The 22,879-nt window shown below is 69.2% G+C and carries 22 protein-coding genes and 1 pseudogene; 12 read left to right on the top strand and 11 right to left on the bottom strand.

The features are described from left to right. Positions 1-8: 8 nt before the first annotated feature. From AC5Y5B_RS18280 to AC5Y5B_RS18250, 7 genes and pseudogenes are all read right to left on the bottom strand, one after another. Positions 9-356 (bottom strand): metal-sulfur cluster assembly factor, encoded by a 348-nt coding sequence (locus AC5Y5B_RS18280; RefSeq protein WP_112635702.1) that lies wholly within the window; start codon positions 354-356, stop codon positions 9-11. Then, a pseudogene (sufU, locus tag AC5Y5B_RS18275) lies at positions 334-820 on the bottom strand (Fe-S cluster assembly sulfur transfer protein SufU); the annotation flags it as partial. The gene AC5Y5B_RS18280 and the pseudogene sufU, both read right to left, overlap by 23 nt. Then, entirely contained in the window at positions 817-2,076 is a 1,260-nt protein-coding gene (locus tag AC5Y5B_RS18270) for a cysteine desulfurase (protein WP_112635706.1), read from the bottom strand. The pseudogene sufU and the gene AC5Y5B_RS18270, both read right to left, overlap by 4 nt. Before the next feature lies 1 nt (position 2,077). After that, positions 2,078-2,860 (bottom strand): Fe-S cluster assembly ATPase SufC, encoded by a 783-nt coding sequence (sufC, locus tag AC5Y5B_RS18265; protein ID WP_112635708.1) that lies wholly within the window; start codon positions 2,858-2,860, stop codon positions 2,078-2,080. Then, positions 2,857-4,050, bottom strand: a complete 1,194-nt coding sequence (sufD, locus tag AC5Y5B_RS18260) for a Fe-S cluster assembly protein SufD (RefSeq protein WP_112635710.1) — start codon at positions 4,048-4,050, stop codon at positions 2,857-2,859. The genes sufC and sufD overlap by 4 nt, the downstream gene beginning before the upstream one ends. Beyond that, entirely contained in the window at positions 4,050-5,498 is a 1,449-nt protein-coding gene (gene sufB / locus AC5Y5B_RS18255; protein ID WP_112635712.1) for a Fe-S cluster assembly protein SufB, read from the bottom strand. The genes sufD and sufB overlap by 1 nt, the downstream gene beginning before the upstream one ends. Next, positions 5,495-6,346 carry a helix-turn-helix transcriptional regulator gene (locus tag AC5Y5B_RS18250; RefSeq protein ID WP_289176528.1) on the bottom strand — a complete coding sequence of 284 codons (852 nt, stop codon included), beginning with the start codon at positions 6,344-6,346 and terminating at the stop codon, positions 5,495-5,497. Before AC5Y5B_RS18250 ends, sufB begins: the two co-directional genes overlap by 4 nt. A 57-nt stretch (positions 6,347-6,403) precedes the next feature. Between AC5Y5B_RS18250 and mptB the strand changes: the two genes are divergently transcribed. The 4 genes from mptB to AC5Y5B_RS18230 all read left to right on the top strand — a co-directional run bounded on the left by mptB (position 6,404) and on the right by AC5Y5B_RS18230 (position 10,969). Then, positions 6,404-8,107, top strand: a complete 1,704-nt coding sequence (gene mptB, locus AC5Y5B_RS18245; protein WP_112635764.1) for a polyprenol phosphomannose-dependent alpha 1,6 mannosyltransferase MptB — start codon at positions 6,404-6,406, stop codon at positions 8,105-8,107. Next, positions 8,104-9,069, top strand: a complete 966-nt coding sequence (locus AC5Y5B_RS18240; RefSeq protein WP_165821910.1) for an ABC transporter ATP-binding protein — start codon at positions 8,104-8,106, stop codon at positions 9,067-9,069. The genes mptB and AC5Y5B_RS18240 overlap by 4 nt, the downstream gene beginning before the upstream one ends. 77 nt (positions 9,070-9,146) lie before the next feature. Further along, positions 9,147-9,857, top strand: coding sequence for an ABC transporter permease (locus tag AC5Y5B_RS18235; protein ID WP_240631896.1), 711 nt, complete (start codon positions 9,147-9,149; stop codon positions 9,855-9,857). A gap of 170 nt (positions 9,858-10,027) precedes the next feature. After that, entirely contained in the window at positions 10,028-10,969 is a 942-nt protein-coding gene (locus tag AC5Y5B_RS18230) for a COX15/CtaA family protein (RefSeq protein WP_289176533.1), read from the top strand. Here the strand turns inward: AC5Y5B_RS18230 and AC5Y5B_RS18225 are convergent. Continuing rightward, the gene (locus tag AC5Y5B_RS18225) at positions 10,919-11,560 is read right to left on the bottom strand and encodes a DcsG N-terminal domain-containing protein (RefSeq protein ID WP_289176529.1); all 642 of its coding nucleotides are present in this window, start codon (positions 11,558-11,560) and stop codon (positions 10,919-10,921) included. The two genes, AC5Y5B_RS18230 and AC5Y5B_RS18225, sit on opposite strands and share 51 nt — an antisense overlap. A gap of 19 nt (positions 11,561-11,579) precedes the next feature. Between AC5Y5B_RS18225 and AC5Y5B_RS18220 the strand changes: the two genes are divergently transcribed. Further along, the gene (locus AC5Y5B_RS18220) at positions 11,580-12,554 is read left to right on the top strand and encodes a quinone oxidoreductase family protein (protein WP_112633972.1); all 975 of its coding nucleotides are present in this window, start codon (positions 11,580-11,582) and stop codon (positions 12,552-12,554) included. A 13-nt stretch (positions 12,555-12,567) separates the two neighbouring features. Here AC5Y5B_RS18220 and AC5Y5B_RS18215 read toward each other — a convergent pair whose 3' ends face one another. Together AC5Y5B_RS18215 and AC5Y5B_RS18210 are read right to left on the bottom strand one after the other, a co-directional pair. Further along, positions 12,568-12,969, bottom strand: coding sequence for a hypothetical protein (locus AC5Y5B_RS18215; RefSeq protein ID WP_112633971.1), 402 nt, complete (start codon positions 12,967-12,969; stop codon positions 12,568-12,570). 89 nt (positions 12,970-13,058) lie between these two features. Next, the gene (locus tag AC5Y5B_RS18210) at positions 13,059-13,985 is read right to left on the bottom strand and encodes a heme o synthase (RefSeq protein ID WP_112633970.1); all 927 of its coding nucleotides are present in this window, start codon (positions 13,983-13,985) and stop codon (positions 13,059-13,061) included. Positions 13,986-14,241: 256 nt separating this feature from the next. Here AC5Y5B_RS18210 and tkt point away from each other — a divergent pair, with 256 nt between their 5' ends. The 7 genes from tkt to AC5Y5B_RS18175 are packed head-to-tail and all read left to right on the top strand — an operon-like array spanning position 14,242 to position 22,067. After that, positions 14,242-16,341, top strand: a complete 2,100-nt coding sequence (tkt, locus tag AC5Y5B_RS18205; protein WP_112633969.1) for a transketolase — start codon at positions 14,242-14,244, stop codon at positions 16,339-16,341. Positions 16,342-16,357: 16 nt separating this feature from the next. Continuing rightward, positions 16,358-17,476: a transaldolase gene (gene tal, locus AC5Y5B_RS18200; RefSeq protein ID WP_112633968.1), complete on the top strand. Its 1,119-nt coding sequence runs from the start codon at positions 16,358-16,360 to the stop codon at positions 17,474-17,476. Further along, positions 17,473-19,017: a glucose-6-phosphate dehydrogenase gene (zwf, locus tag AC5Y5B_RS18195; protein WP_112633967.1), complete on the top strand. Its 1,545-nt coding sequence runs from the start codon at positions 17,473-17,475 to the stop codon at positions 19,015-19,017. The genes tal and zwf overlap by 4 nt, the downstream gene beginning before the upstream one ends. Further along, on the top strand, positions 19,014-19,925 hold the full coding sequence (gene opcA / locus AC5Y5B_RS18190) for a glucose-6-phosphate dehydrogenase assembly protein OpcA (protein WP_112633977.1): 912 nt from the start codon (positions 19,014-19,016) through the stop codon (positions 19,923-19,925). The genes zwf and opcA overlap by 4 nt, the downstream gene beginning before the upstream one ends. Then, on the top strand, positions 19,922-20,677 hold the full coding sequence (pgl, locus tag AC5Y5B_RS18185) for a 6-phosphogluconolactonase (protein WP_112633966.1): 756 nt from the start codon (positions 19,922-19,924) through the stop codon (positions 20,675-20,677). Before opcA ends, pgl begins: the two co-directional genes overlap by 4 nt. Positions 20,678-20,719: 42 nt before the next feature. Beyond that, positions 20,720-21,118: an ATPase gene (locus AC5Y5B_RS18180; RefSeq protein ID WP_112633965.1), complete on the top strand. Its 399-nt coding sequence runs from the start codon at positions 20,720-20,722 to the stop codon at positions 21,116-21,118. A 19-nt stretch (positions 21,119-21,137) separates the two neighbouring features. Next, complete coding sequence (locus AC5Y5B_RS18175; RefSeq protein WP_112633964.1) at positions 21,138-22,067, top strand: histone deacetylase family protein; 930 nt, start codon at positions 21,138-21,140, stop codon at positions 22,065-22,067. Between the two features lie 11 nt (positions 22,068-22,078). Here the strand turns inward: AC5Y5B_RS18175 and AC5Y5B_RS18170 are convergent, their stop codons facing one another. Then, positions 22,079-22,870, bottom strand: a complete 792-nt coding sequence (locus AC5Y5B_RS18170; protein ID WP_112633963.1) for a bestrophin-like domain — start codon at positions 22,868-22,870, stop codon at positions 22,079-22,081. Positions 22,871-22,879: the final 9 nt, after the last annotated feature.

Below are 22,879 nucleotides of genomic sequence, written 5' to 3'. Positions count from 1 at the left end.
AGCCTTGCTCAGACGGTGAAGCCGAGCGCACGCAGTTGCTCGCGGCCGTCCTCGGTGATCTTGTCCGGCCCCCACGGCGGGTTCCACACCCAGTTGATCCGCAGGTCGTCGACGAGGCCGGCGCCCACCAGCGCGCTGCGCGACTGGTCCTCGATGACATCGGTCAGCGGGCAGGCCGCGGAGGTCAGCGTCATGTCGATCAGCGCGACGGTCCCCTCATCACCCGCCTCGACGTTCAGGCCGTAGACCAGTCCCAGATCGACGACGTTGATGCCGAGTTCGGGGTCGACGACGTCGCGCATCGCCTCCTCGAGGTCGGCGAGGAATTCCTCGTCCTGCGCGGTGGTTTCGCTCATCTCCTGACCTCCTCGAAGTCCGTAGCCGCCTTGGCCAACGCATCCTTGAACGCCATCCATGCCAACAGCGCGCATTTCACCCGCGCCGGGTATTTGGCCACCCCGGCGAACGCGATCCCGTCGCCCAACACGTCCTCGTCACCCTCGACGGTGCCACGCGAGGACACCATCTCGGTGAAGGCGGTGACGGTCTTGAGCGCGTCGCCGACGGTGTGCCCGATCACCTGCTGGGTGAGCACCGAGGTCGCCGCCTGGCTGATCGAGCAGCCCTGCCCGTCGTAGGACACGTCGGCGACGGTGTCGCCGTCGTCGGACAGCGCGACCCGCAGGGTGACCTCGTCACCGCAGACCGGGTTGACGTGAAACACCTCGGCGCCGAACGGTTCCCGCAGCCCGCGGTGCTGCGGGTGCTTGTAGTGGTCCAGGATCACGTCCTGATACATCTGCTCGAGCCGCAACGTCAGCCTTTCCCAAAGAAATCCAGAGCACGCCGCACGCCGGCGATCAGACGCTCGACCTCCTCGGCGGTGTTGTACACCCCGAAGGACGCCCGGGCGGTGGCCGCAATGCCGAACCGGCGATGCAGCGGCATGGCGCAGTGGTGACCCACCCGCACGGCGATGCCCTCGTCGTCGAGCACCTGCCCGACATCGTGGGCGTGCACGCCGTCGACGACGAACGACACCGGCGAGGCGCGGTTCGCCATGGACGCCGGCCCGACGATGCGCACGGCGTCGATGCCGGACAACCCGTCGATGGTCGCGGCGACCAGCTGATGCTCGTGGGCCTGCACGGCCTCCATGCCGAGGGCGCCGAGATAGCGGGTGGCCGCGCCGAGCCCGACCACCTGCGACGTCATCGGGCTGCCGGCCTCGAACCGCTGCGGCACCGACGCGTAGGTGGACGTTTCCATGGTGACGGCCTCGATCATCGAGCCGCCGGTCAAAAACGGCGGCAGGTCCGACAACACCTCGCTGCGGCCGTACAACACACCGATACCGTTGGGGCCCAACATCTTATGTCCGGAGAATGCGGCGAAGTCGACGTCCAGCGCATGGAAGTCGACGGGCTGGTGCGGCACCGACTGGCAGGCGTCCAGCACGGTCAGCGCGCCCACGGCCCGCGCCCGGCTGACCAGTTCGGCCACCGGGGCCACCGCACCGGTCACATTTGAATGATGGGTGAAGGCGACGACTTTGACGCGTTCGTCGAGCTGCAGCGAGTCGAGGTCTATGCGCCCGTCGTCGGTGGCGCCGTACCACCGCAGGGTCGCCCCGGTGCGCCGGCAGAGTTCCTGCCACGGCACCAGATTGGCGTGGTGCTCGAGCTCGGTGGTGACGACGACGTCGCCCGGTCCGACCGCGCGCTCGAAACGCTTGTCGCCCAGCACGTACGAGATCAGGTTGAGCGCCTCGGTGGCGTTCTTGGTGAACACCAGCTCGTGGGCGTCGGCGCCCACGAACGCGGCGATGTCGGCGCGCCCCTGCTCATAGGCGTCGGTGGCCTCCTCCATCAGCTGGTGCGCGCCGCGGTGCACGCTGCCGTTGGAGGTCAGCAGGAACTCCCGTTCGGCGTCGAGTACCTGGAGCGGGCGCTGCGACGTCGCACCGGAATCCAGATAGGCCAACGGGTTTCCGCTGCGCATGACCCGCTTGAGGATCGGGAAGTCGGCACGGATGGCCGCGACATCCAGAGATGAGGCCGCCGCAGGTGTAGCCATGTCAGGCCCCGGCGGCCGCCGCTTGGGTGAAGCGGACGTAGCCGTTCTGCTCGAGTTCGTCGGCCAGCTCGGGACCGCCGGATTCGGCGATGCGCCCGCCGACGAACACGTGCACGTATTCGGGCCGGATGTAGCGCAGGATGCGGGTGTAGTGGGTGATCAGCAGCACGCCGCCGTGCTCTGCCTCGGCGTATCGGTTCACGCCCTCGCTGACCACGCGCAGGGCGTCGACGTCGAGCCCGGAGTCCGTCTCGTCGAGGATGGCGATCTTGGGCTTGAGCAGTTCCAGCTGCAGGATCTCGTGGCGCTTCTTCTCACCGCCGGAGAAACCCTCGTTGACGCTGCGCTCGGCGAATGCCGGGTCGATCTCCAGCGAGCCCATCGCCGCCTTGACCTCTTTGACCCAGTGCCGCAGTTTCGGGGCCTCACCGCGCACGGCGGTCGCCGCCGAGCGCAGGAAGTTCGACACCGAGACGCCGGGCACCTCGACGGGATACTGCATGGCCAAGAAGATTCCGGCCCGGGCGCGCTCGTCGATGCTCATCGTCAGCACGTCCTCGCCGTCCAGCGTGATGGAGCCCGACGTCACCGTGTACTTGGGGTGACCGGCAATGGCGTAGGACAGCGTCGACTTGCCCGACCCGTTGGGGCCCATCAACGCATGCGTCTCACCGGATTTCACCGTCAGGTCGACGCCGTTGAGGATGGGGATCTCGCGCTCGGACTCGGCCGCGTTCGGGTTGACGACGCTGACGTGCAGATCTTTGATTTCCAGAGTGGTCATGAGGCTGTTGTTTCCGTCTTTTCCGTTAAGGCCAGTTCGTGTTCGATGGCTGCGGTCAGGCGCTCCCGGATCTCGGGCACCGCGATCTTGGAGATGATTTCGGCGAAGAAGCCGCGGATCACCAGGCGCCGGGCCTGCTCCTCGGGGATGCCGCGGGAGCGGAGGTAGAACAGTTGCTCGTCGTCGAAACGGCCGGTGGCACTGGCGTGTCCGGCGCCGACGATCTCGCCGGTCTCGATCTCCAGGTTGGGCACCGAGTCGGCGCGCGCCCCGTCGGTGAGCACCAGGTTGCGGTTCACCTCGAACGTGTCGGTGCCGGTCGCCTCGGCCCGGATCAGCACGTCGCCGATCCAGACGGTGTGCGCGTCGGGCAGCGCGGAGTCCGGATCGCCTTGCAGCGCACCCTTGTACAGCACGTTCGACTTACAGTCGGGCTGGGCGTGATCCACCAGCAGCCGCGACTCCAGGTGCTGGCCGTCGTCGGCGAAGTACAGGCCCAGCAGCTCGGCGTCCCCGCCCGGGGCGGTGTAGCGCACGTTGGCCGTCAGCCGCACCACTTCACCGCCGAGCGTGACGGCGACGTGGCGCAGCACCGCGTCCTTGCCCAGCTTGGCGTGGTGCATGCTGACGTGCACGGCGTCGTCGGCCCAGTCGGCGAGCCACACCACGGTGAGCCGTGCGGCGTCGTCGACGACGAATTCGACGTTGTCGGCCAGGGTTCCGCTGCCCCGGTGATCGATGACGACGACGGCCTCGGCGAGCTCGGCGACCCGGACCTGCAGGTGCCCGTAGGCGACCGCGCCCTCGCCGGGTCCGGTGACGGTGATGCCGACCGGCTCGGCGATGCGGGTGCCGCGCTCGACGGTGACCAGGGTCGCGGAGTTGAACGACGAAAACGCTTGCGCGGCAACCCGGTCGGTGGGCACACCGGCCTGGCCGAGCCGCTCGTCGCCGCGGGAGACGGTCTCGACCCGCAGGCCGGGCTGCTCGGCGACGCTGATCCCGGCCTTGCCGGTGGCGCGCGCCGAGCCGTCGTGCAGGCCGCGCAGCCGACGCAGCGGGGTGAACCGCCAGATTTCGTCGCGGCCGTGCGGGACCTCGAACGCGTCCACGTCGAACGAGGAGAAGACCTCGCCCTTGTTGGCCGCGGTGAGGGCTGAACCCTCAACCGCTTCGGTCAGATTCGTCACTAGCCGACCGCGCCTTCCATCTGCAGCTCGATCAGCCGGTTGAGCTCAAGCGCGTACTCCATGGGCAGCTCTTTGGCGATCGGCTCGACGAAGCCGCGGACCACCATGGCCATCGCCTCGTCCTCAGTCAGGCCGCGGCTCATCAGGTAGAACAGCTGGTTCTCGCTGACCTTGGACACGGTGGCCTCGTGGCCCATGGTGACGTCGTCCTCGCGGATGTCGACGTAGGGGTAGGTGTCGCTGCGGCTGATCGTATCCACCAGCAGCGCATCGCATTTCACGCTGGAACGCGATCCGTGCGCGCCCTTGTTCACCTGGACCAGGCCGCGGTAGGAGGTGCGGCCGCCGCCGCGGGCCACCGACTTGGACACGATGTTGCTCGACGTGTTCGGCGCCAGGTGCAGCATCTTCGCGCCGGTGTCCTGGTGCTGGTCTTCGCCGGCGAAGGCGACCGAAAGCACCTCGCCCTTGGCGTGCTCGCCGGTCATCCAGACCGCCGGGTACTTCATGGTGACCTTCGACCCGATGTTGCCGTCGATCCACTCCATGGTGGCGCCGGCCTCGGCGCGGGCCCGCTTGGTGACCAGGTTGTAGACGTTGCCCGACCAGTTCTGGATCGTCGTATAGCGAACGCGCGCATTGGGTTTCACGATGATCTCGACCACCGCCGAGTGCAGTGAGTCCGACTTGTAGATCGGCGCGGTACAGCCCTCGACGTAGTGCACGTAGGAGCCCTCGTCGGCGATGATCAGCGTCCGCTCGAACTGGCCCATGTTCTCGGTGTTGATCCGGAAGTAGGCCTGCAGCGGGATGTCGACGTGCACGCCCTTGGGGACGTAGATGAACGAGCCCCCACTCCACACCGCGGTGTTCAGCGCGGAAAACTTGTTGTCCCCGGCGGGGATCACGGTGCCGAAGTACTCCTGGAAGATCTCCGGGTGCTCGCGCAACGCCGTGTCGGTGTCCTGGAAGATGACGCCCTGCTTTTCCAGGTCTTCACGGATGGAGTGGTAGACGACCTCGGACTCATACTGCGCCGCGACGCCGGAGACCAGCCGCTGCTTCTCGGCCTCCGGGATGCCCAGCCGGTCGTAGGTGTTCTTGATGTCCGCCGGCAGGTCGTCCCACGTCGCCGCCTGCTTCTCGCTGGAGCGCACGAAGTACTTGATGTTGTCGAAGTCGATGCCGTCGAGGTTCGAACCCCAGTTCGGCATCGGCTTGCGGTCGAAGATGCGCAGCGCCTTGAGCCGGGTCTGCAGCATCCACTCGGGCTCGTTCTTCTTCGCCGAGATGTCGCGGACGACGGCCTCGGACAGCCCGCGCTGGGCACTGGCGCCGGCGAGGTCGGAGTCCGCCCAGCCGTAGCCGTACCGCCCCAGGGAGGCGATCGCCTCTTCCTGGGTCAACGGCGCGGTAGCCGTCTTGCTGGCCTCGGGGGTGAGGGTCATCGAGACGCTCCTTTGATGCTCGTGGTGTCGGTCGTGTGGCGCGGGCTGGGCGCCGTGGATGCCTGGGTCAGGGGTACGTGCGTCGTGCAGGCGCAGTTGCCGTTGACGATGGTCGCCAACCGCTGGACGTGAGTGCCCAGCACCTCGGCCATGGCCTGCTGTTCGGCGTCGCACAGCTCGGGGAATTCCTCGGCCACGTGCGACACCGGGCAGTGGTGCTGGCAGATCTGCACGCCGTGGATCGGCCCGCCGACCTGCGTGGTGGTGGTGACGTAGCCGGCCTTGGTCAGGGCGGTGGCGATCCGGTCCGCGGCCGCCTCGACGTCGGTGTCCGCCGCACTGGCGGCCGCGGGGACGTCGGCCAGGATGGTGTCGATCCGCCGCCGGGCGAACGCCTGCACGGCCTCTTCGCCGCCGATCTCGCGGAGTTGCCGCATGGCCGCCGCCGCCAGGTCGTCGTAGGCGTGGTCGAGCTTGGCCCGCCCGGCCGCGGTCAACCGGTAGCGCTTGGCGGGACGGCCGCGCCCGACCTGCTGCCACGCCGCGGGCGGCGTGGCCTCGGCGTCGCCGGCCTCGATCAGGGCGTCGAGGTGGCGTCGCACGCCGGCGGCGGCCAGACCCAGCCGGTCGCCGATCTCGACGGCGGTGATCGATCCGGACTCGAGCAGCAGGCGCACGATCGCGCGGCGGGTGTGACCATCCGGCACCGGCGCACCGACGTCCGCCACCCCGGTCGCGGCGGCGCCGACACCAGTGGCCCCATCGGGGCTGGTTCGGATTTTCACAACACCAGTGTGACGCAATTCCGGGGATCGGTCTAGCAAGGGTCCCCTGTCCTGGCGTTGCACTGCTCACACCGGTCCGCAACGTGCGGCCCGCCTCGTCGGCCGGGCTAGGCTGCTCTGATGGCAGCCCGCCACCACACGCTGAGCTCGTCGATCGCGAGTCTGCACGGCGACGAGCAAGCGGTGGGCTCGCCGCTGAACGATACCGAGCTCACCACGCTGCGCCGCACCCGCCTGTTCGGCGCCACCGGCACCGTGGTGATGGCGATCGGCGCGCTGGGCGCCGGCGCGCGTCCCGTCGTGCAGGACCCCACCTTCGGGGTGCGGCTGCTCAACCTCCCGTCGCGGATCCAGACGGTGTCGTTGACCATGACCACCACCGGCGCGGTCATGATGGCGCTGGCCTGGTTGATGCTGGGCCGGTTCGCGCTGGGCAGCCGGCGGATGTCGCGCGGCGACCTGGACCGCACCCTGCTGCTATGGGTGCTGCCGCTGCTGATCGCCCCGCCCATGTACAGCAAGGACGTCTACTCCTACCTGGCGCAGAGCCAGATCTCGCTGGAGGGCCTGGACCCCTACCGGGTGGGCCCGGCCTCCGGCCTGGGCCTGTCCCACATCTTCACGCTGTCCGTGCCGACGCTGTGGCGCGAGACCCCCGCGCCGTACGGTCCGCTGTTCCTGTGGATCGGGCGCGGCATCTCGGCGATCACCGGGGAGAACATCGTCGCCGCCGTGCTCTGTCACCGCCTGGTGGAGCTGCTCGGGGTGGCCCTGATCGTGTGGGCGACCCCGCGCCTGGCCCGGCGCTGCGGCGTCGCGGAGGTCAGCGCCCTGTGGCTGGGCGCGGCCAATCCGCTGCTGATCATGCATCTGGTGGCCGGCGTCCACAACGAGGCGCTGATGCTGGGCCTGATGCTGGCCGGCGCGGAATTCGCGTTGCGCGGCATCGACGCCCCGCGGCTGCTGCCCTCGTCCTGGAGGATCGCCCCCGACTGGGAGCCGCTGGGGATGCTGGCCGCCGGCGCCGTGCTGATCGTGCTGTCGTCGCAGGTCAAGCTGCCGTCGCTGCTGGCGCTGGGCTTCGTCACGATGGCCCTGGCCTACCGCTGCGGTGGCACCCTGCGCGCGCTGCTGCTGGCGGGCGGCGGCATGGCGGCGCTGTCGCTGGCGGTGATGGCGGTGGTGGGCTGGGCCAGCGGCCTGGGCTTCGGCTGGATCTACACGCTGGGCACCGCCAACGTGGTGCGCAGCTGGATGTCGCCGCCGACCCTGCTGGCGCTGGGCACCGGGCAGGTGGGCATCCTGCTGGGCCTGGGCGATCACACCACCGCGGTGCTGGGGCTGACCCGTGCGATCGGCGTGCTGATCATCACGGTCATGGTGGCCTGGTTGTTGCTGGCCGTCTTCCGCGGCCGGCTGCACCCGATCGGCGGGCTGGGTGTGGCGCTGGGCATCACCGTGCTGTTGTTCCCCGTCGTGCAGCCCTGGTACCTGCTGTGGGCGATCATCCCGCTGGCCGCCTGGGCGACCCGCACCGGCTTCCGGGTGGCGGCCATCGTCATCAGCCTGGTCGTCGGGATCTTCGGCCCCACCGCGAACGGCGACCGGTTCGCGCTGTTCCAGATCATCGACGCCACCCTGGCCAGCACCGTGATCGTCGTGGCGCTCATCGCGCTGACCTACACCCGCCTGCCGTGGCGCCGCCCGCCCGTCCGGGGCCCCGAATCCAACGGACAACCCGTCACCGGCACCACGGCACCGCCGCAGCATCCGTCGACCCCCCGCCCGGCGCCGGCGCACGACGCCTACGCTGATTCCACGTGAGCTCGGCCTTTCCAGAATCGCGCAGATCCCCCGACACAGTGGTGCGGCTGCGCGGGGTCACCAAGACGTACGGGTCCGGCTCGACGGCCGTCGAGGCTGTCGCCAACCTCGATCTCGAGGTGCACGCCGCCGAGGTGCTGGCCCTGCTCGGCCCCAACGGCGCCGGCAAGACCACGACGGTGGAGATGTGCGAGGGCTTCGTTCGCCCCGACGCCGGCACGATCGAGGTGCTGGGCTTGGACCCGATCGCCGACAACACGCGGCTGCGGGCGCGGATCGGGGTGATGCTGCAGGGCGGCGGCGGCTATCCCGCGGCCCGGGCCGGCGAAATGCTCAACCTGGTGGCCTCCTACGCCGCCGACCCGCTGGACCCCGCGTGGCTGCTGGACACGCTCGGCCTCACCGACGCCGCCCGCACCACCTACCGTCGGCTGTCCGGCGGCCAGCAGCAACGGCTGGCGCTGGCGTGTGCGTTGGTCGGCCGCCCCGAGCTGGTGTTCCTCGACGAGCCCACCGCGGGCATGGACGCGCACGCGCGGCTGCTGGTGTGGGAACTGATCGACGCGCTGCGCCGCGACGGGGTGACGGTGCTGTTGACCACGCATCAGCTCAAGGAGGCCGAGGAGCTGGCCGATCGGCTGGTGATCATCGACCACGGGGCGACGGTGGCCTCGGGCACGCCGACGGAGCTGATGCGCAGCGGCGCCAAGGACCAGCTGCGGTTCAGCGCCCCGCCGCGCCTGGACCTGTCCCTGCTCGCGGCCGCCCTGCCGGAGGACTACAAGGCGACCGAGGTGACGCCGGGTGAGTACCTGGTCGAGGGCCACGTCGACCCCCAGGTGCTGGCCACCGTCACCGCGTGGTGCGCGCGGATCGACGTGCTGGCCACCGACATGCGCGTCGAGCAACGCAGCCTCGAGGACGTCTTCCTCGACCTCACCGGCAGGAAGTTACGGCCTTGACGGACAACGAGATTCAATCCAGCGTCTTTCCCGCGGGCACCTTCGCACCCGATTCGCGGCCCAGCGCGGTGCCGAAAATGCTTGCCGCGCAATTCGGTTTGGAGCTCAAGCTGTTGCTGCGCAACGGCGAGCAGCTGCTGCTGACCATGTTCATCCCGATCACGCTGCTGGTCGGGCTGACGCTGCTGCCGCTCGGCTCGTTCGGACAGCACCGCGCGGCCACGTTCACCCCGGTCATCATGGCGCTGGCGGTGATCTCGACGGCGTTCACCGGGCAGGCGATCGCGGTCGCCTTCGACCGGCGCTACGGCGCGCTCAAGCGGCTCGGGGCCACCCCGCTGCCAGTGTGGGGCATCATCGCCGGCAAGTCGCTGGCCGTGGTCACCGTGGTGTTCCTGCAGGCAATCCTGTTGGGCGCCATCGGTTTTGCGCTCGGGTGGCGGCCCGCGCCGGCGGCGCTGGCACTGGGGGCGGGCGTGATCGCGCTGGGCACCGTGGTTTTCGCGGCCCTGGGGCTGCTGCTGGGCGGGACGCTGCGGGCCGAGATCGTGCTCGCGGTCGCCAACCTGATGTGGTTCGTCTTCGCCGGCCTCGGCGCGCTGACGCTGGAAACCGGCATCACCCCGACTGCGGTCAAGTTGGCGGCCCGGCTGACCCCGTCGGGAGCGCTCACCGAGGCGCTCTCGCAGGCGATGACGATGTCGGTGGACTGGTTCGGCGTGATCGTCCTGGTGGCGTGGGGCGCGGTCGGCGCGCTGAGCGCGCTGCGCTGGTTCCGCTTCACCTGACGCTCGCCCGCGGGCCTGGCTTCTTCACCTGACGGTCGCGTCGGACTCGCGACACTTAAACCACGCACACGACACGCCGAGACCGGTGTACGTGGTTTAAGTCTCGGCGCGCCCGGGCGTACTACAGGCCGTAGTTTTCGGTGGCTTAGGATCGGGCCGTGGTGGGACGGATGCTGTTGCGCGTGGTGGACCTGCTGCCCAACCCCAGCGCGGGCGTGCAGCGCCTGATCGCCGCGGCCGTCATCCTCACCCAGGGCGGCATCGCGATCACCGGCGCGATCGTGCGGGTCACCGCGTCGGGCCTGGGCTGCCCCACCTGGCCGCAGTGCTTTCCAGGCAGCTTCGTGCCGGTGGCCCACGCCGAGGTGCCGCGCATCCACCAGGCCGTCGAATTCGGCAATCGGATGGTCACCTTCGCCGTGGTCATCACGGCGGCGCTGGCCGTGCTGGCGGTGACGCGGGCGCGCCGGCGCCGCGAGGTACTCGTCTACGCCTGGCTGATGCCGGTGTCCACCGTCGTGCAGGCGGTGATCGGCGGCATCACCGTGCGCACCGGGCTGCTGTGGTGGACGGTGGCCGTCCACCTGCTGACCTCGATGACGATGGTGTGGCTGTCGGTGCTGCTCTACGTGAAAGTGGGCGAGCCCGACGACGGGGTGGTCCGCGAGCGCGTGGTCCGGCCGCTGCGCGCGCTGACCGCGTTGTCCGGCCTGAACCTGGCCGCGGTGCTGGTCACCGGCACGCTGGTGACGGCCGCCGGCCCGCACGCCGGTGATCGCAGCCCCACCCGCACGGTGCCGCGACTCAAGGTCGAGGTCGACACCCTGGTGCACCTGCACTCGTCGCTGCTGATCGCCTACCTGACGCTGCTGGTGGGGCTGGGCTTCGGGCTGCTGGCGGTGCGTGCCGCCCGGCCCGTGCTGGTGCGGCTCGCGGTGCTGCTGGTCCTGGTGGTCGCCCAGGCCGCCGTCGGCACCGCGCAGTACTACACGGGGGTTCCGGCCGTGCTGGTCGCCCTGCACGTGGCCGGGGCCGCGGCGTGCACCGCGGCCACCGCGGCGCTATGGGCGGCGATGCGAGAGCGGGCCCAGGCCGAGCCGCTCGCAGGCTGACTGCACGGCCACCGCGAACTGGCGCTGGGCGCGCTCGCGGGCCGCGGGGTCCAGCCGGCGCCAGCCCAGCACCGGCGCGACCAGGTCGAGCGCGGCCACCCTTTCGCCCGCCAGGTCCACGCGGGCGTAGAGCAGCTCCCCCGGGGATATACCGGCACGGCGCGCGGCCGATGCGAGCGCGGCGTGGCCGAGGTCCCACGCTTCGAACTCCGCCTCGACCGGCCAGGCGTGCGATTGCTTCCCGCCGAGAAAGATCAACGTCGTCCGACCCGTCGCGCCAGGTGCCGTCGGGACTCCGTCGTCCGCGAGATCGCGCAGATAGCGCTCATCGAAATTCCACGCGATCGCGGCGGGCGGGTTGAGCAGGTGGCGCACTTGGCGCGTCCAGGCCAGGAATTCGTCGCGGCGGCCCCGCTCGTGCGGCGCGGCCCGCAGGATCACCAGATCGGCCTGGGCGGCGTCCGGGTCGTCCCAGGACAGCCAGCGCGCGTGCAGCCCGCGCCGGCGCAGCGCGGCCACCAGGCCGGCGTCGTCGGCCGACCCCGCCAGCACGATGCGGGGATGGAAGACGTCCGGGCGAGCGAGTTTCATGCCCGGGCATGATAAGCGGATGCACGCTATCGAAGTCAGCGAGACCGGCGGCCCCGAGGTGCTGCGCTACGTCGAGGCGCCCCAGCCGGCTCCCGGGCCCGGCGAGGTACTGATCAAGGCCGAGGCCATCGGCGTCAACTACATCGACACCTATTTCCGCTCCGGGCAGTACCCGCGCGAGTTGCCGTTCGTCCTCGGTTCGGAGCTGGCCGGCACCGTCGAAGCCCTCGGCGACGGCGTGGACGGGTTCGGCGTCGGCGACCGGGTTGTCAGCGCCGCGGCGTCCGGCGGTTATGCCGAATATGCCACGGCCCCAGCGCAATTGACCGCCGAGGTGCCCGACGGTGTGAGCGCCGACGTGGCGGCCTCGGCGCTGCTGAAGGGCCTGACCGCCCACTACCTGCTCAAGTCGGTGTATCCGGTGCAGGCGGGTGACACGGTGCTGGTGCACGCCGGTGCCGGGGGCGTCGGCCTGATCCTGACGCAGTGGGCCAACCTGCTCGGGGCGCGGGTGATCACCACGGTCTCGACGCCGGAGAAGGAGCGGATGTCCCGGCGGGCGGGCGCCGACGAGGTGCTCCCCTACCCCGAGGACGCCGCGGCGTTCGGCGAGCGGATCCGCTCGCTGACCGACGGCGCCGGGGTGGCCGCGGTGTACGACGGCGTGGGCGCGAGCACCTTCGACGCGAGCCTGGCCAGCCTGGCCGTCCGGGGGACGCTGGCGCTGTTCGGCGCGGCCAGCGGGCCCGTTCCGCCGTTCGACCCGCAGCGCCTCAACGCCGCCGGTTCGGTGTTCTTGACCCGGCCGTCGCTGGCGCACTTCGTCCGCACCGGCCAGGAATTCAGTTGGCGGGCAGAGGAATTATTGACCGCGATCGCCGGCGGCGACATCACCGTCGAGGTCGGCGGCCGCTATCCGCTGGCCGACGCGGCGCGCGCCCACCAGGATCTGCAGGGCCGCAAGACGGCCGGCTCGATCGTGCTGCTGCCCTAGCTATTTCGAGCCGCTACGCGTGGGGACAGAAGATGCCCAGAAGCTGCTGGCAATTGTCTCTATTGATGAGGCCCGGCGGCGGTGGTGGTGGCGGTGCCGGCGGGTCGTCGCCGTCCCAGATGTTTTGGGCGACATTGCCCTGTCCGAACCAGACGTAGTAGTAGGTGTGGCAGACGTTGTTGTCCCAGACGACGGGGTTGGTGACATGGTTGCCGGTCGGCGGCAACGGTTGCCCGGGGCACCAGCGGCACGGCCCCTGGGGGTGGTCGTTGGGACAGCCGGGCCACGCGTCCAGCGGCATCGGCCCGGGTCGGGCTTCGGCGATACCCGTGGTGATCCCCATGTCGCAGAAGGACAGGCCGGCCGAAAGCAGCGTTGCGGCGGCCAACGTCCTGACGATGCGGTTAGTTGCCATGCCTGAAGTGTGATCCGGTGGACCGGCTACCGATCCCAGATAAGAAATCAGTTCTTGAGTTCGCCGGGCGACGTGAGTCGACGACCGGCTCAGAACAGGTGCGGCAGCCCGATGGCGGAGTCGATGGCCAACGCGCAGAACACCACCGCCAGATAGTTATTCGACTGCAGGAACAACCGCAGCGGCTTGACCGGCTCGCCGGCGCGGACCCCCGCGTAGAGCTGGTGGGCCATCGCCAGGAACCACACCCCGGCCGCCAGGGCGACCGCGGCGTACAGCCAGCCGGTCGCCAGCGCCAGCGCCAGCGTGGCCAGGACCGTCAGCCAGGTGTAGATCAGGATCTGCTTGGTCACCTGACGCTCGGTCGCCACGGCCGGCAGCATCGGCACGCCCGCCGCCTTGTAGTCGTCCTTGTAGCGCATCGCCAGCGCCCAGGTGTGCGGCGGCGTCCAGAAGAAGATGATCGCGAACATCACCAGCGCGGGCCAGCCGATGGTGCCCGTGACCGCCGACCAGCCGATCATCACCGGCATGCAGCCGGCCGCGCCGCCCCACACCACGTTCTGCGAGGTGCGGCGCTTGAGCAGCAGGGTGTAGACGAACACGTAGAACGCGATCGTCGCCAGGGCCAGCAGCCCGGACAACAGGTTGCTCGTCCACCACAGCCAGAAGAACGACGCCACCGTCAGCACCAGGCCGAACACCAGGGCATTGCGGGTGGGCACCGCCGCGCGGGCCAGCGGCCGGCGGGCCGTGCGCTTCATCACCTTGTCGATGTCGGCGTCGGCCACGCAGTTCAGCGTGTTGGCGCCGCCGGCGGCCAGCATCCCGCCGATCAGCGTGTTGACGATCAGCAGCGGGTTCACCGTGCCCCGCTGGGCCAGCAGCATGGCCGGGATCGCGGTGACGAGCAGCAGTTCGATGACCCGCGGCTTGGTCAGCGCGAGATAAGCCAGCACCGTGCCTTGTATCCGGCTTGGCAATCGGCTCGGCGCGACGCGCCCGCGAACGCTCACGCAATAACTCCTTGGGGTCGCAGCGGCGCGCAGCATCTACTACACACGATGGTAGACCGCGCTGTGGGGATGGCCCGCCCACGGGTCCGTTCCCGCAGCCTTTTCCCAGATTCGGCGAACTGAATGTTAGCGGGTTTCGACGGGCGCGTAATTTTCACATCTGCCGGCCGTGGGTACCCGAAATCCTGCGCTGCAAGAGCCGGCCCTCCCGCACTAGGGTGGGATTGATCAGCTCGATGACCCAAGGACTGAGTCTGTGACGACACTCGAAGAGATCTCCACGCTGACCCAACCGCACCTTCCCGACGACTGGTCCGAGCTCGACTCGGCCGCCGTCGACACCATTCGGGTGCTGGCCGCCGACGCGGTGCAGAAGGTCGGCAACGGCCATCCCGGGACGGCGATGAGCCTGGCGCCGCTGGCTTACACCCTGTTTCAGCGGACGATGCGCCACGATCCCAGCGACACCTACTGGCTGGGCCGCGACCGGTTCGTCCTGTCCTGCGGGCACAGCAGCCTGACGCTGTACCTGCAGCTGTACCTGGGCGGTTTCGGGCTGGAGCTGTCCGACATCGAGTCGCTGCGCACCTGGGGGTCCAAGACCCCCGGGCACCCGGAGTTCCGGCACACCAAGGGCGTTGAGATCACCACCGGCCCGCTGGGCCAGGGCCTGGCCTCCGCGGTGGGCATGGCGATGGCCGCGCGCTACGAGCGCGGGCTGTTCGATCCGGACGCCGCCCCGGGCACCAGCCCGTTCGACCACTTCATCTACGTGATCGCCTCCGACGGCGACATCGAGGAGGGCGTCACCTCCGAGGCCTCGTCGCTGGCGGCCGTCCAGCAGCTGGGCAACCTGATCGTCTTCTACGACCACAACGAGATCTCCATCGAGGACGACACCAACATCGCGCTGTGCGAGGACACCGCCGCGCGGTACCGCGCCTACGGCTGGCACGTGCAGGAGATCGAGGGCGGCGAGAACGTCGTCGCGATCGAGGAGGCCATCGCCAACGCCAAGGCCGCCACCGACCGGCCGTCGTTCATCTCGCTGCGCACCATCATCGGCTATCCCGCGCCCAAGCTGATGAACACCGGCAAGGCGCACGGCGCGGCCCTGGGCGACGAGGAAGTCGCCGCCGTCAAGAAGGTCCTCGGCTTCGACCCGGACAAGACGTTCGAGGTGCGCGACGACGTGATCGCCCACACCCGCAAGCTGGTGGACCGCGGCAAGGAGGCCCACGAGAAGTGGCAGGCCGACTTCGACGCCTGGGCGCAAGCGCAGCCCGAACGCAAGGCGCTGCTGGACCGGTTGACCGCCGAAGAGCTGCCCGACGGCTGGGACGCCGACCTGCCGCACTGGGAGCCCGGCTCCGACGCGGTGGCGACCCGCAAGGCCTCCAACGAGGTGCTCAACGCGATCGGGCCAAAACTACCGGAGCTGTGGGGCGGTTCGGCCGACCTGGCGGGCAGCAACAACACCACCATCAAGGGCGCTGATTCCTTTGGGCCGCCGTCGATTTCGACCAAGGACTACACGGCGCACTGGTATGGCCGCACCCTGCACTTCGGTGTGCGCGAGCACGCGATGGGCGCCATCCTGTCCGGCATCGTGCTGCACGGCCCGACCCGGGCGTACGGTGGCACGTTCCTGCAGTTCTCCGACTACATGCGCCCGGCCGTCCGGTTGGCCTCGTTGATGGACATCGACACCATCTACGTGTGGACCCACGACTCGATCGGTCTGGGCGAGGACGGCCCGACCCACCAGCCGATCGAGCACCTCGCGGCGTTGCGGGCCATTCCGAACCTCTCGGTGGTGCGCCCGGCCGATGCCAACGAGACCGCCTATGCCTGGCGCACCGTCCTGGCCCGCGGCAACGGCAGCGGCCCGGTCGGCCTGTGTCTGACCCGCCAGGGTGTGCCGGTGCTGGAGGGCACCAGCGCCGACGGCGTCGCCCGGGGCGGCTACATCCTGGGCTCGGACGGCGAGGAGGCCGGCCAGGATCCCGACGTGGTGCTGATCGCCACCGGCTCGGAGGTCCAGCTCGCGGTGGACGCACAGAAGCTGTTGGCGGACAAGGAGATTGTGGCGCGGGTGGTTTCCATGCCGTGCGTCGAATGGTTCGAGTCGCAGCCCGAGGACTACCGCGACAGCGTGCTGCCGCCGACCGTGTCGGCCCGGGTGGCCGTCGAGGCCGGCGTCGCGCAGTCCTGGCACAAGCTCGTCGGCGACACCGGCAGGATCGTCTCGATCGAGCACTACGGCGAATCCGCCGATTACAAAACGCTGTTCCGGGAATTCGGTTTCACGGCAGAAGCCGTCGCGGCCGCCGCGGAACAAGTAGTTGATAACTGAGAAAGGGCGTTTGGAGATGACTCAGAACCCCAACCTCGCGGCGCTGTCCGCCGCGGGAGTTTCCGTCTGGCTAGATGACCTGTCGCGCCAGCGGCTGCAGTCGGGCAACCTGCAGGAGCTGATCGACACGAAAAGCGTTGTCGGCGTGACCACCAACCCGTCGATCTTCCAGAAGGCGCTGGCCGAGGGCGACGCCTACGAGGGGCAGATCGCCGAGCTGGCCGAGCGCGGCGCCGATGTGGACGCCACCATCCGCACCGTCACCACGGACGACGTCCGCAAGGCGTGCGACGTGCTCAAGCGCGAGTGGGAGGCCTCCGACGGCGTCGACGGACGGGTGTCCATCGAGGTCGACCCGCGGCTGGCCGCCGAGACCGACAAGACGATCGCGCAGGCCGTCGAGCTGTGGAAGATCGTCGACCGGCCCAACCTGTTCATCAAGATCCCGGCGACCAAGGCCGGCATCCCGGCGATCACTGCCGTTCTTGCGGAAGGCATTTCGGTCAACGTCACGTTGATCTTCTCCGTCGAGCGGCACCGTCAGGTGATGGACGCCTACCTGGCCGGCCTGGAGAAGGCACGCGAGGCCGGGCATGACATCTCCAAGATCCACTCCGTCGCATCGTTTTTCGTGTCCCGGGTGGACACCGAGGTGGACAAGCGGCTGGAGAAGATCGGGTCGGACGACGCCAAGGCGCTGCTGGGCAAGGCCGGCGTGGCCAACGCGCGGCTGGCCTACGCGGCCTACCAGGAGGTCTTCGAGGGCGGCGACCGCTACCAGTCGCTCAAGGCCGACGGCGCCCGGGTGCAGCGTCCGCTGTGGGCGTCCACCGGTGTCAAGAACCCCGACTACTCCGACACCCTCTACGTCACCGAGCTGGTGGCGCCCAACACGGTGAACACCATGCCGGAGAAGACGATTGACGCCGTCGCCGACCACGGTGAGATCAAGGGCGACACGGTCAGCGGCACCGCCGGGGACGCCCAGGCGGTGTTCGACAAGCTGGACCAGATCGGCATCGATTTGACCGACGTCTTCAAGGTGCTCGAGGACGAGGGTGTGGAGAAGTTTGTGGATTCGTGGACCGAGCTGCTGGAAGAAACGCAGAAGCAGCTGGGTTCCGCCTCCAAATGAGCCCAGCCCGCACCGCGCAACTATGGCATAACCCGTTACGGGACAAGCGCGACAAGCGGCTGCCGCGGATCGCGGGGCCGTGCGGGATGGTGATCTTCGGCGTCACCGGCGACCTGGCCCGCAAGAAGGTCATGCCGGCCATCTACGACCTGGCCAATCGGGGTCTGCTGCCGCCGAGCTTCTCGCTGGTGGGCTTCGCCCGCCGCGATTGGAGCACCCAGGATTTCGGCAAGGTGGTGCACGAGGCCGTCAAGGAACACTGCCGCACCCCGTTCCGGCAGGAGAACTGGGACCGGCTGGCCGAGGGATTCCGTTTCGTGCCGGGCGCTTTCGACGACGACGAGGCGTTCGGGCGGCTGGCCGAGACCCTGGACAAGCTGGACGCCGAACGCGGCACCGGCGGCAACCACGCCTTCTATCTGGCGATCCCGCCGAAATCGTTCCCGGTGGTGTGCGAGCAGCTGCACAAGTCGGGCCTGGCTCGCCCGCAGGGCGATCGGTGGAGCCGGGTGGTGATCGAGAAGCCGTTCGGGCACGACCTGGAAAGCGCGCAGGCGCTGAACAAGTCCGTCAACGCGGTGTTTCCGGAGGAGTCGGTGTTCCGGATCGACCACTACCTGGGCAAGGAGACGGTCCGCAACATCCTGGCGCTGCGGTTCGCCAACCAGCTGTTCGACCCCATCTGGAACGCGCACTACGTCGACCATGTGCAGATCACCATGGCCGAGGACATCGGGCTGGGCGGGCGGGCCGGCTACTACGACGGCATCGGCGCGGCGCGCGACGTGATCCAGAACCACCTGATGCAGCTGCTCGCGCTGACCGCGATGGAGGAGCCGGTCAGCTTCAGCCCGTCGGCGCTGCAGGCCGAGAAGATCAAGGTGCTCTCGGCCACCCAGCTCGCCGAGCCCCTCGACGAGACTACCAGCCGCGGCCAGTACGCCGCGGGCTGGCAGGGCGGCGAGAAGGTCGTCGGGCTGCTCGACGAAGAGGGGTTCGCCAAGGATTCGATCACCGAGACGTTCGCCGCCATCACGCTCGAGGTGGACACCCGCCGCTGGGCGGGCGTGCCGTTCTACCTGCGAACCGGAAAGCGCCTGGGCCGCAGGGTGACCGAGATCGCCCTGGTCTTCAAGCGGGCGCCGCACCTGCCGTTCGATGCGACCATGACCGACGAGCTGGGCGCCAACGCCATGGTGATCCGGGTGCAGCCCGACGAGGGCGTCACGCTGCGGTTCGGCTCCAAGGTGCCGGGCACCGCGATGGAGGTCCGCGACGTCAACATGGACTTCTCCTACGGCTCGGCGTTCGCCGAGGAATCCCCGGAGGCCTACGAACAGTTGATCCTCGATGTGCTGCTCGGGGAGCCGTCCCTGTTTCCGGTCAACGAAGAGGTCGAACTGGCTTGGGACATACTCGATCCCGTGCTCACCAATTGGGCAGCGGGCGGTAAGCCCGAACCGTACGAGTCGGGCACCTGGGGCCCGGACTCGGCGTTCGAGATGCTGCGGCGCACCGGCCGGGAATGGCGACGGCCGTGATCATCGACATGGAAGACACCACCACCACGGCGGTCAACAAGAGGCTCGACGAGCTGCGCGAACGGGTCGGCGCCGTCGCGATGGGCCGGGTGCTGACGCTGATCGTCGCGCCCGACAGCGAGGAGATCTTCGAAGAGTCGCTGCAGGCGGCCAACGACGCCAGCCATGAGCATCCCAGCCGGATCATCGTGACGATGCGGGGCAATCCGTACGCGGACAAGCCGCGCCTGGATGCGCAGCTGCGCGCCGGCGGCGACACCGGCGCCAGCGAAGTCGTGGTGCTGCGGCTGTCCGGCGCGCTGTCCGGACACGCCGCCAGCGTGGTCACCCCCTTCCTGCTGCCCGACATCCCGGTGGTGGTCTGGTGGCCCGACGTGGCGCCGGCGGTGCCCGCGCACGATCCGTTGGGGCGGTTGGCGATTCGTCGCATCACCGACGCGACCAACGGGGTGGACCCGTTGGCGGCCATCAAGAGCCGGCTGCCCGGCTACACCGCGGGCGACACCGACCTCGCCTGGGCGCGCATCACCTACTGGCGCGCGCTGCTCGCCTCGGCCGTCGACCTGGCGCCGCACGAACCGATCGAGTCGGCGCTGGTGTCCGGCCTGGCGACCGAGCCCGCCCTGGACGTGCTGGCCGGGTGGCTGGCCAGCCGGATCGACGGCCCGGTGCGGCGGGCGGTCGGCGAACTCAAGATCGAACTGGAGCGCAAGAGCGAAACGATCGTCTTGAGCCGGCCGCAGCAGGGAAGGACGGCCACGTTGAGCCGGACTTCCCGGCCGGACGCCCTACTCCCCTTGGCGCGCAGGGAAACCGGCGAGTGCCTCGCCGAAGATCTGCGCCGGCTGGACGCCGACGAGGTTTACCAATCAGCGCTCGAAGGCATCGAGAAAGTGCAATACGTGTGAGCACCAACATCGAAATTTTCCCGGACAGCCAGACCATGGTCGAGGCCGCCGCCGCGCGGCTGACCGACACCATCGCGAACGCCGTGGCGGCCCGTGGCCGAGCGCTCATCGTGCTCACCGGCGGCGGCAACGGCATCGGGCTGCTGCAGTCGCTGGTGGGGCGCGAGATCGACTGGGCACGCGTGCATCTGTTCTGGGGCGACGAACGCTACGTCCCCGAGGACGACGACGAGCGCAACGACAAACAGGCGCGGGCCGCGCTGCTCTCCCACGTCGACATCCCGTCGAGCCAGGTGCACCCGATGCCGGCCAGCGACGGCGAATTCGGCAACGATCTGGCCGCGGCGGCACTGGCCTACGAGCAGTTGCTGGCCGCCAACGCCGAACCGGGCGAACCCGTTCCGAATTTCGACGTGCACCTGCTGGGCATGGGACCCGAGGGCCACATCAACTCGCTGTTCCCCGACACCCCGGCCGTGCTCGAAACCACCCGGATGGTGGTGTCGGTCGACGACTCCCCCAAGCCGCCGCCGCAACGGATCACGTTGACGCTGCCCGCCATTGCGCGTTCCCGCGAAGTCTGGCTGCTGGTGTCCGGCGGCGGCAAGGCCGACGCGGTGGCCGCCGCCATCGGCGGGGCCGCACCGGTTTCGGTGCCGGCCGCCGGGGCGGTGGGGCTGGACACCACGCTGTGGCTGCTCGACGAGGACGCCGCGGCCAAGCTGCCGTCGCGGGCCGGGGAGCAGAGCTAGCCGTCGGCGTTCGGGCTCGCGCCCGCGCCCCGCCGGGTCATAATGACGGTCATGGCAGACAGAACCGCGCGCGGGGGACAAGAGCGAAGCCGGATCAAGACGCTCACCCAGGCCGCCTTGAACGCCGACAAGACCGTGGAGCAGGTCGAAGACGTCCTCGACGGGTTGAGCCACACCATGAAGGAGCTCAGCAGCTCCCTGTCGGCCCTCAACGCCACGGTGGAGCGTCTGGAACAGGGCCTGGATCACCTGGATGGCACCATGGCCAGCCTGGACGATCTGGCCAAGCGGTTGATCGTGCTGGTCGAGCCGGTGGAGGCCATCGTCGCGCGGGTCGACGACATGGTGCGGGTGGGCGAGACCATGATGTCCCCGCTGGCGATCACCGAGCACGCGGTGCGCGGCCTGGTGGACAGGCTGCGCAACCGGACCGTGCAGTAGGCGCCCGGCGGGACGTTCGATGGCCACGTTGCTGCTGCACCATTCCGCGTTCGCGGACCACCGGACCGCTCCCGGTCATCCGGAGCGGCCGGACCGCTACCGCGCGGTGGCGGCGGCGCTGAGCCGGCCACAGTTCGAGGCGCTGATGCGCCAGGAGGCAGAGCCGGCCGACCTCGCGACGACTCGGTACGTGCACTCGAACCGGTACGTGGACGCGCTGGAAGCCGCGCGGCCCGACGACGGCTACGTCTACCTCGACGGCGGCGACACCATGATGGAACCCTCGACCTGGCAGACCGCGCTGCGCGGGGTGGGCGCCACGCTGCAGGCCGTGGACGCGGTGCTGGCCGGTGATGCGCAGAACGCGTTCGTCGCGTGCCGGCCGCCGGGCCACCACGCCGAGACCGAGCGCGCGATGGGCTTCTGCCTGTTCAACAACATCAGCATCGGCGCGCGGCACGCGCAGAACAAACACGGCCTGACGCGGGTCGCCATCGTCGATTTCGACGTCCACCACGGCAACGGCACCCAGCAGATCTTCTACTCCGACCCCAGTGTGCTCTACGCGTCCACGCATCAGATGCCGCTGTTCCCCGGCACCGGCGCGGTACGAGAAACCGGCGTCGGCAACATCTTCAACGCGCCGCTTGCACCCGGTGACGGCGGGACCGAGCTGCGCGCGGCCTTTCAGGATCGGATACTGCCTGCGCTGCAAGGCTTTTCGCCCGAGCTGATCATCGTGTCCGCCGGCTTCGATGCCCACGAGCGCGATCCACTGGGCTCGCTGACCATGACGGCCGACGACTTCGCCTGGGTCACCCGGGAATTGATGACGTCGGCCGAAAGGCTATGCGACGGGCGGCTGGTCGCGGTGCTCGAAGGCGGTTATGACCTGCAGGGCCTCACCGAATCGGTCACCGCGCACGTCGGGGAGCTGCTGAAGGGCTGAACCCGTAACGCTCAGCGCGGGAAGTACCGGCTGTCGTTGTCGACCGAATCGAAGATGTCCAGCGCGTGCTGGAACGGCCCCGACGTGATCCGCTGATCGGTCGCATACGAGTGGTCGAGCTGGGACACGACGCACAGCAGCAGGCCCAGGAGCACCGCGACCGTGCTGGACACGATGACGTGACCGACGGTGCTGCCCAGCCGCAGTAAGCCCGTAAACGCAACCAGCACAACGGCTCCGAAGATCAACCCCGCCCACATCAGGGGCGGGATGCGTGGCTTGGTGCCGACGATGCGCTCGTTGCGGTCGGAGGCCAACTCGCTCAGCTGGTTGAGGAATTGCTGATTGATCGGCTTCGCCGCGACGTTGGGCTGCTGGCGCCCGACCGTGCGATACATCCGGGTGATCGCGGCGCGCGCCCCGTCGTTGCGCTGCTTGTTCCACTCCGGGCCCGCCACCGCGCCGGCGTACTTGCGCAACAGCTCCTGGATCTCGGTCCGTTCCGGTTCGGGCATGGCGACGGTTTGGCGGTACATCGTCGTCAGCGCCGACGCCTCACCGGAGACGACGACCTGCGTGGACGAGAAGTGCTCCCAGGTGGCCACCACGGTGAAGCCCAGCAGCGCGCCGTAGATGAAGCCGACGACGGTGAGAAACGAGGCGATCGCCGGGTTGTGCTCTTTGCCGTAGCGCCGGCTCGGCAGGATGCGATTGCCCAGCCAGATGAAGCCCACCGCGGTCGCGATCGCCACGGCGGTGACCGAAACCAGAAAGAGCCACAGGGGTAGTCCGGATCCGCTCACTGGTCTCCT

It is taken from the genome of Mycobacterium sp. NGS33 (genome assembly GCF_059812885.1).
Note: the sequence above shows the minus strand (reverse complement) of the source record. Positions and strands in the feature narration are given on the sequence as shown.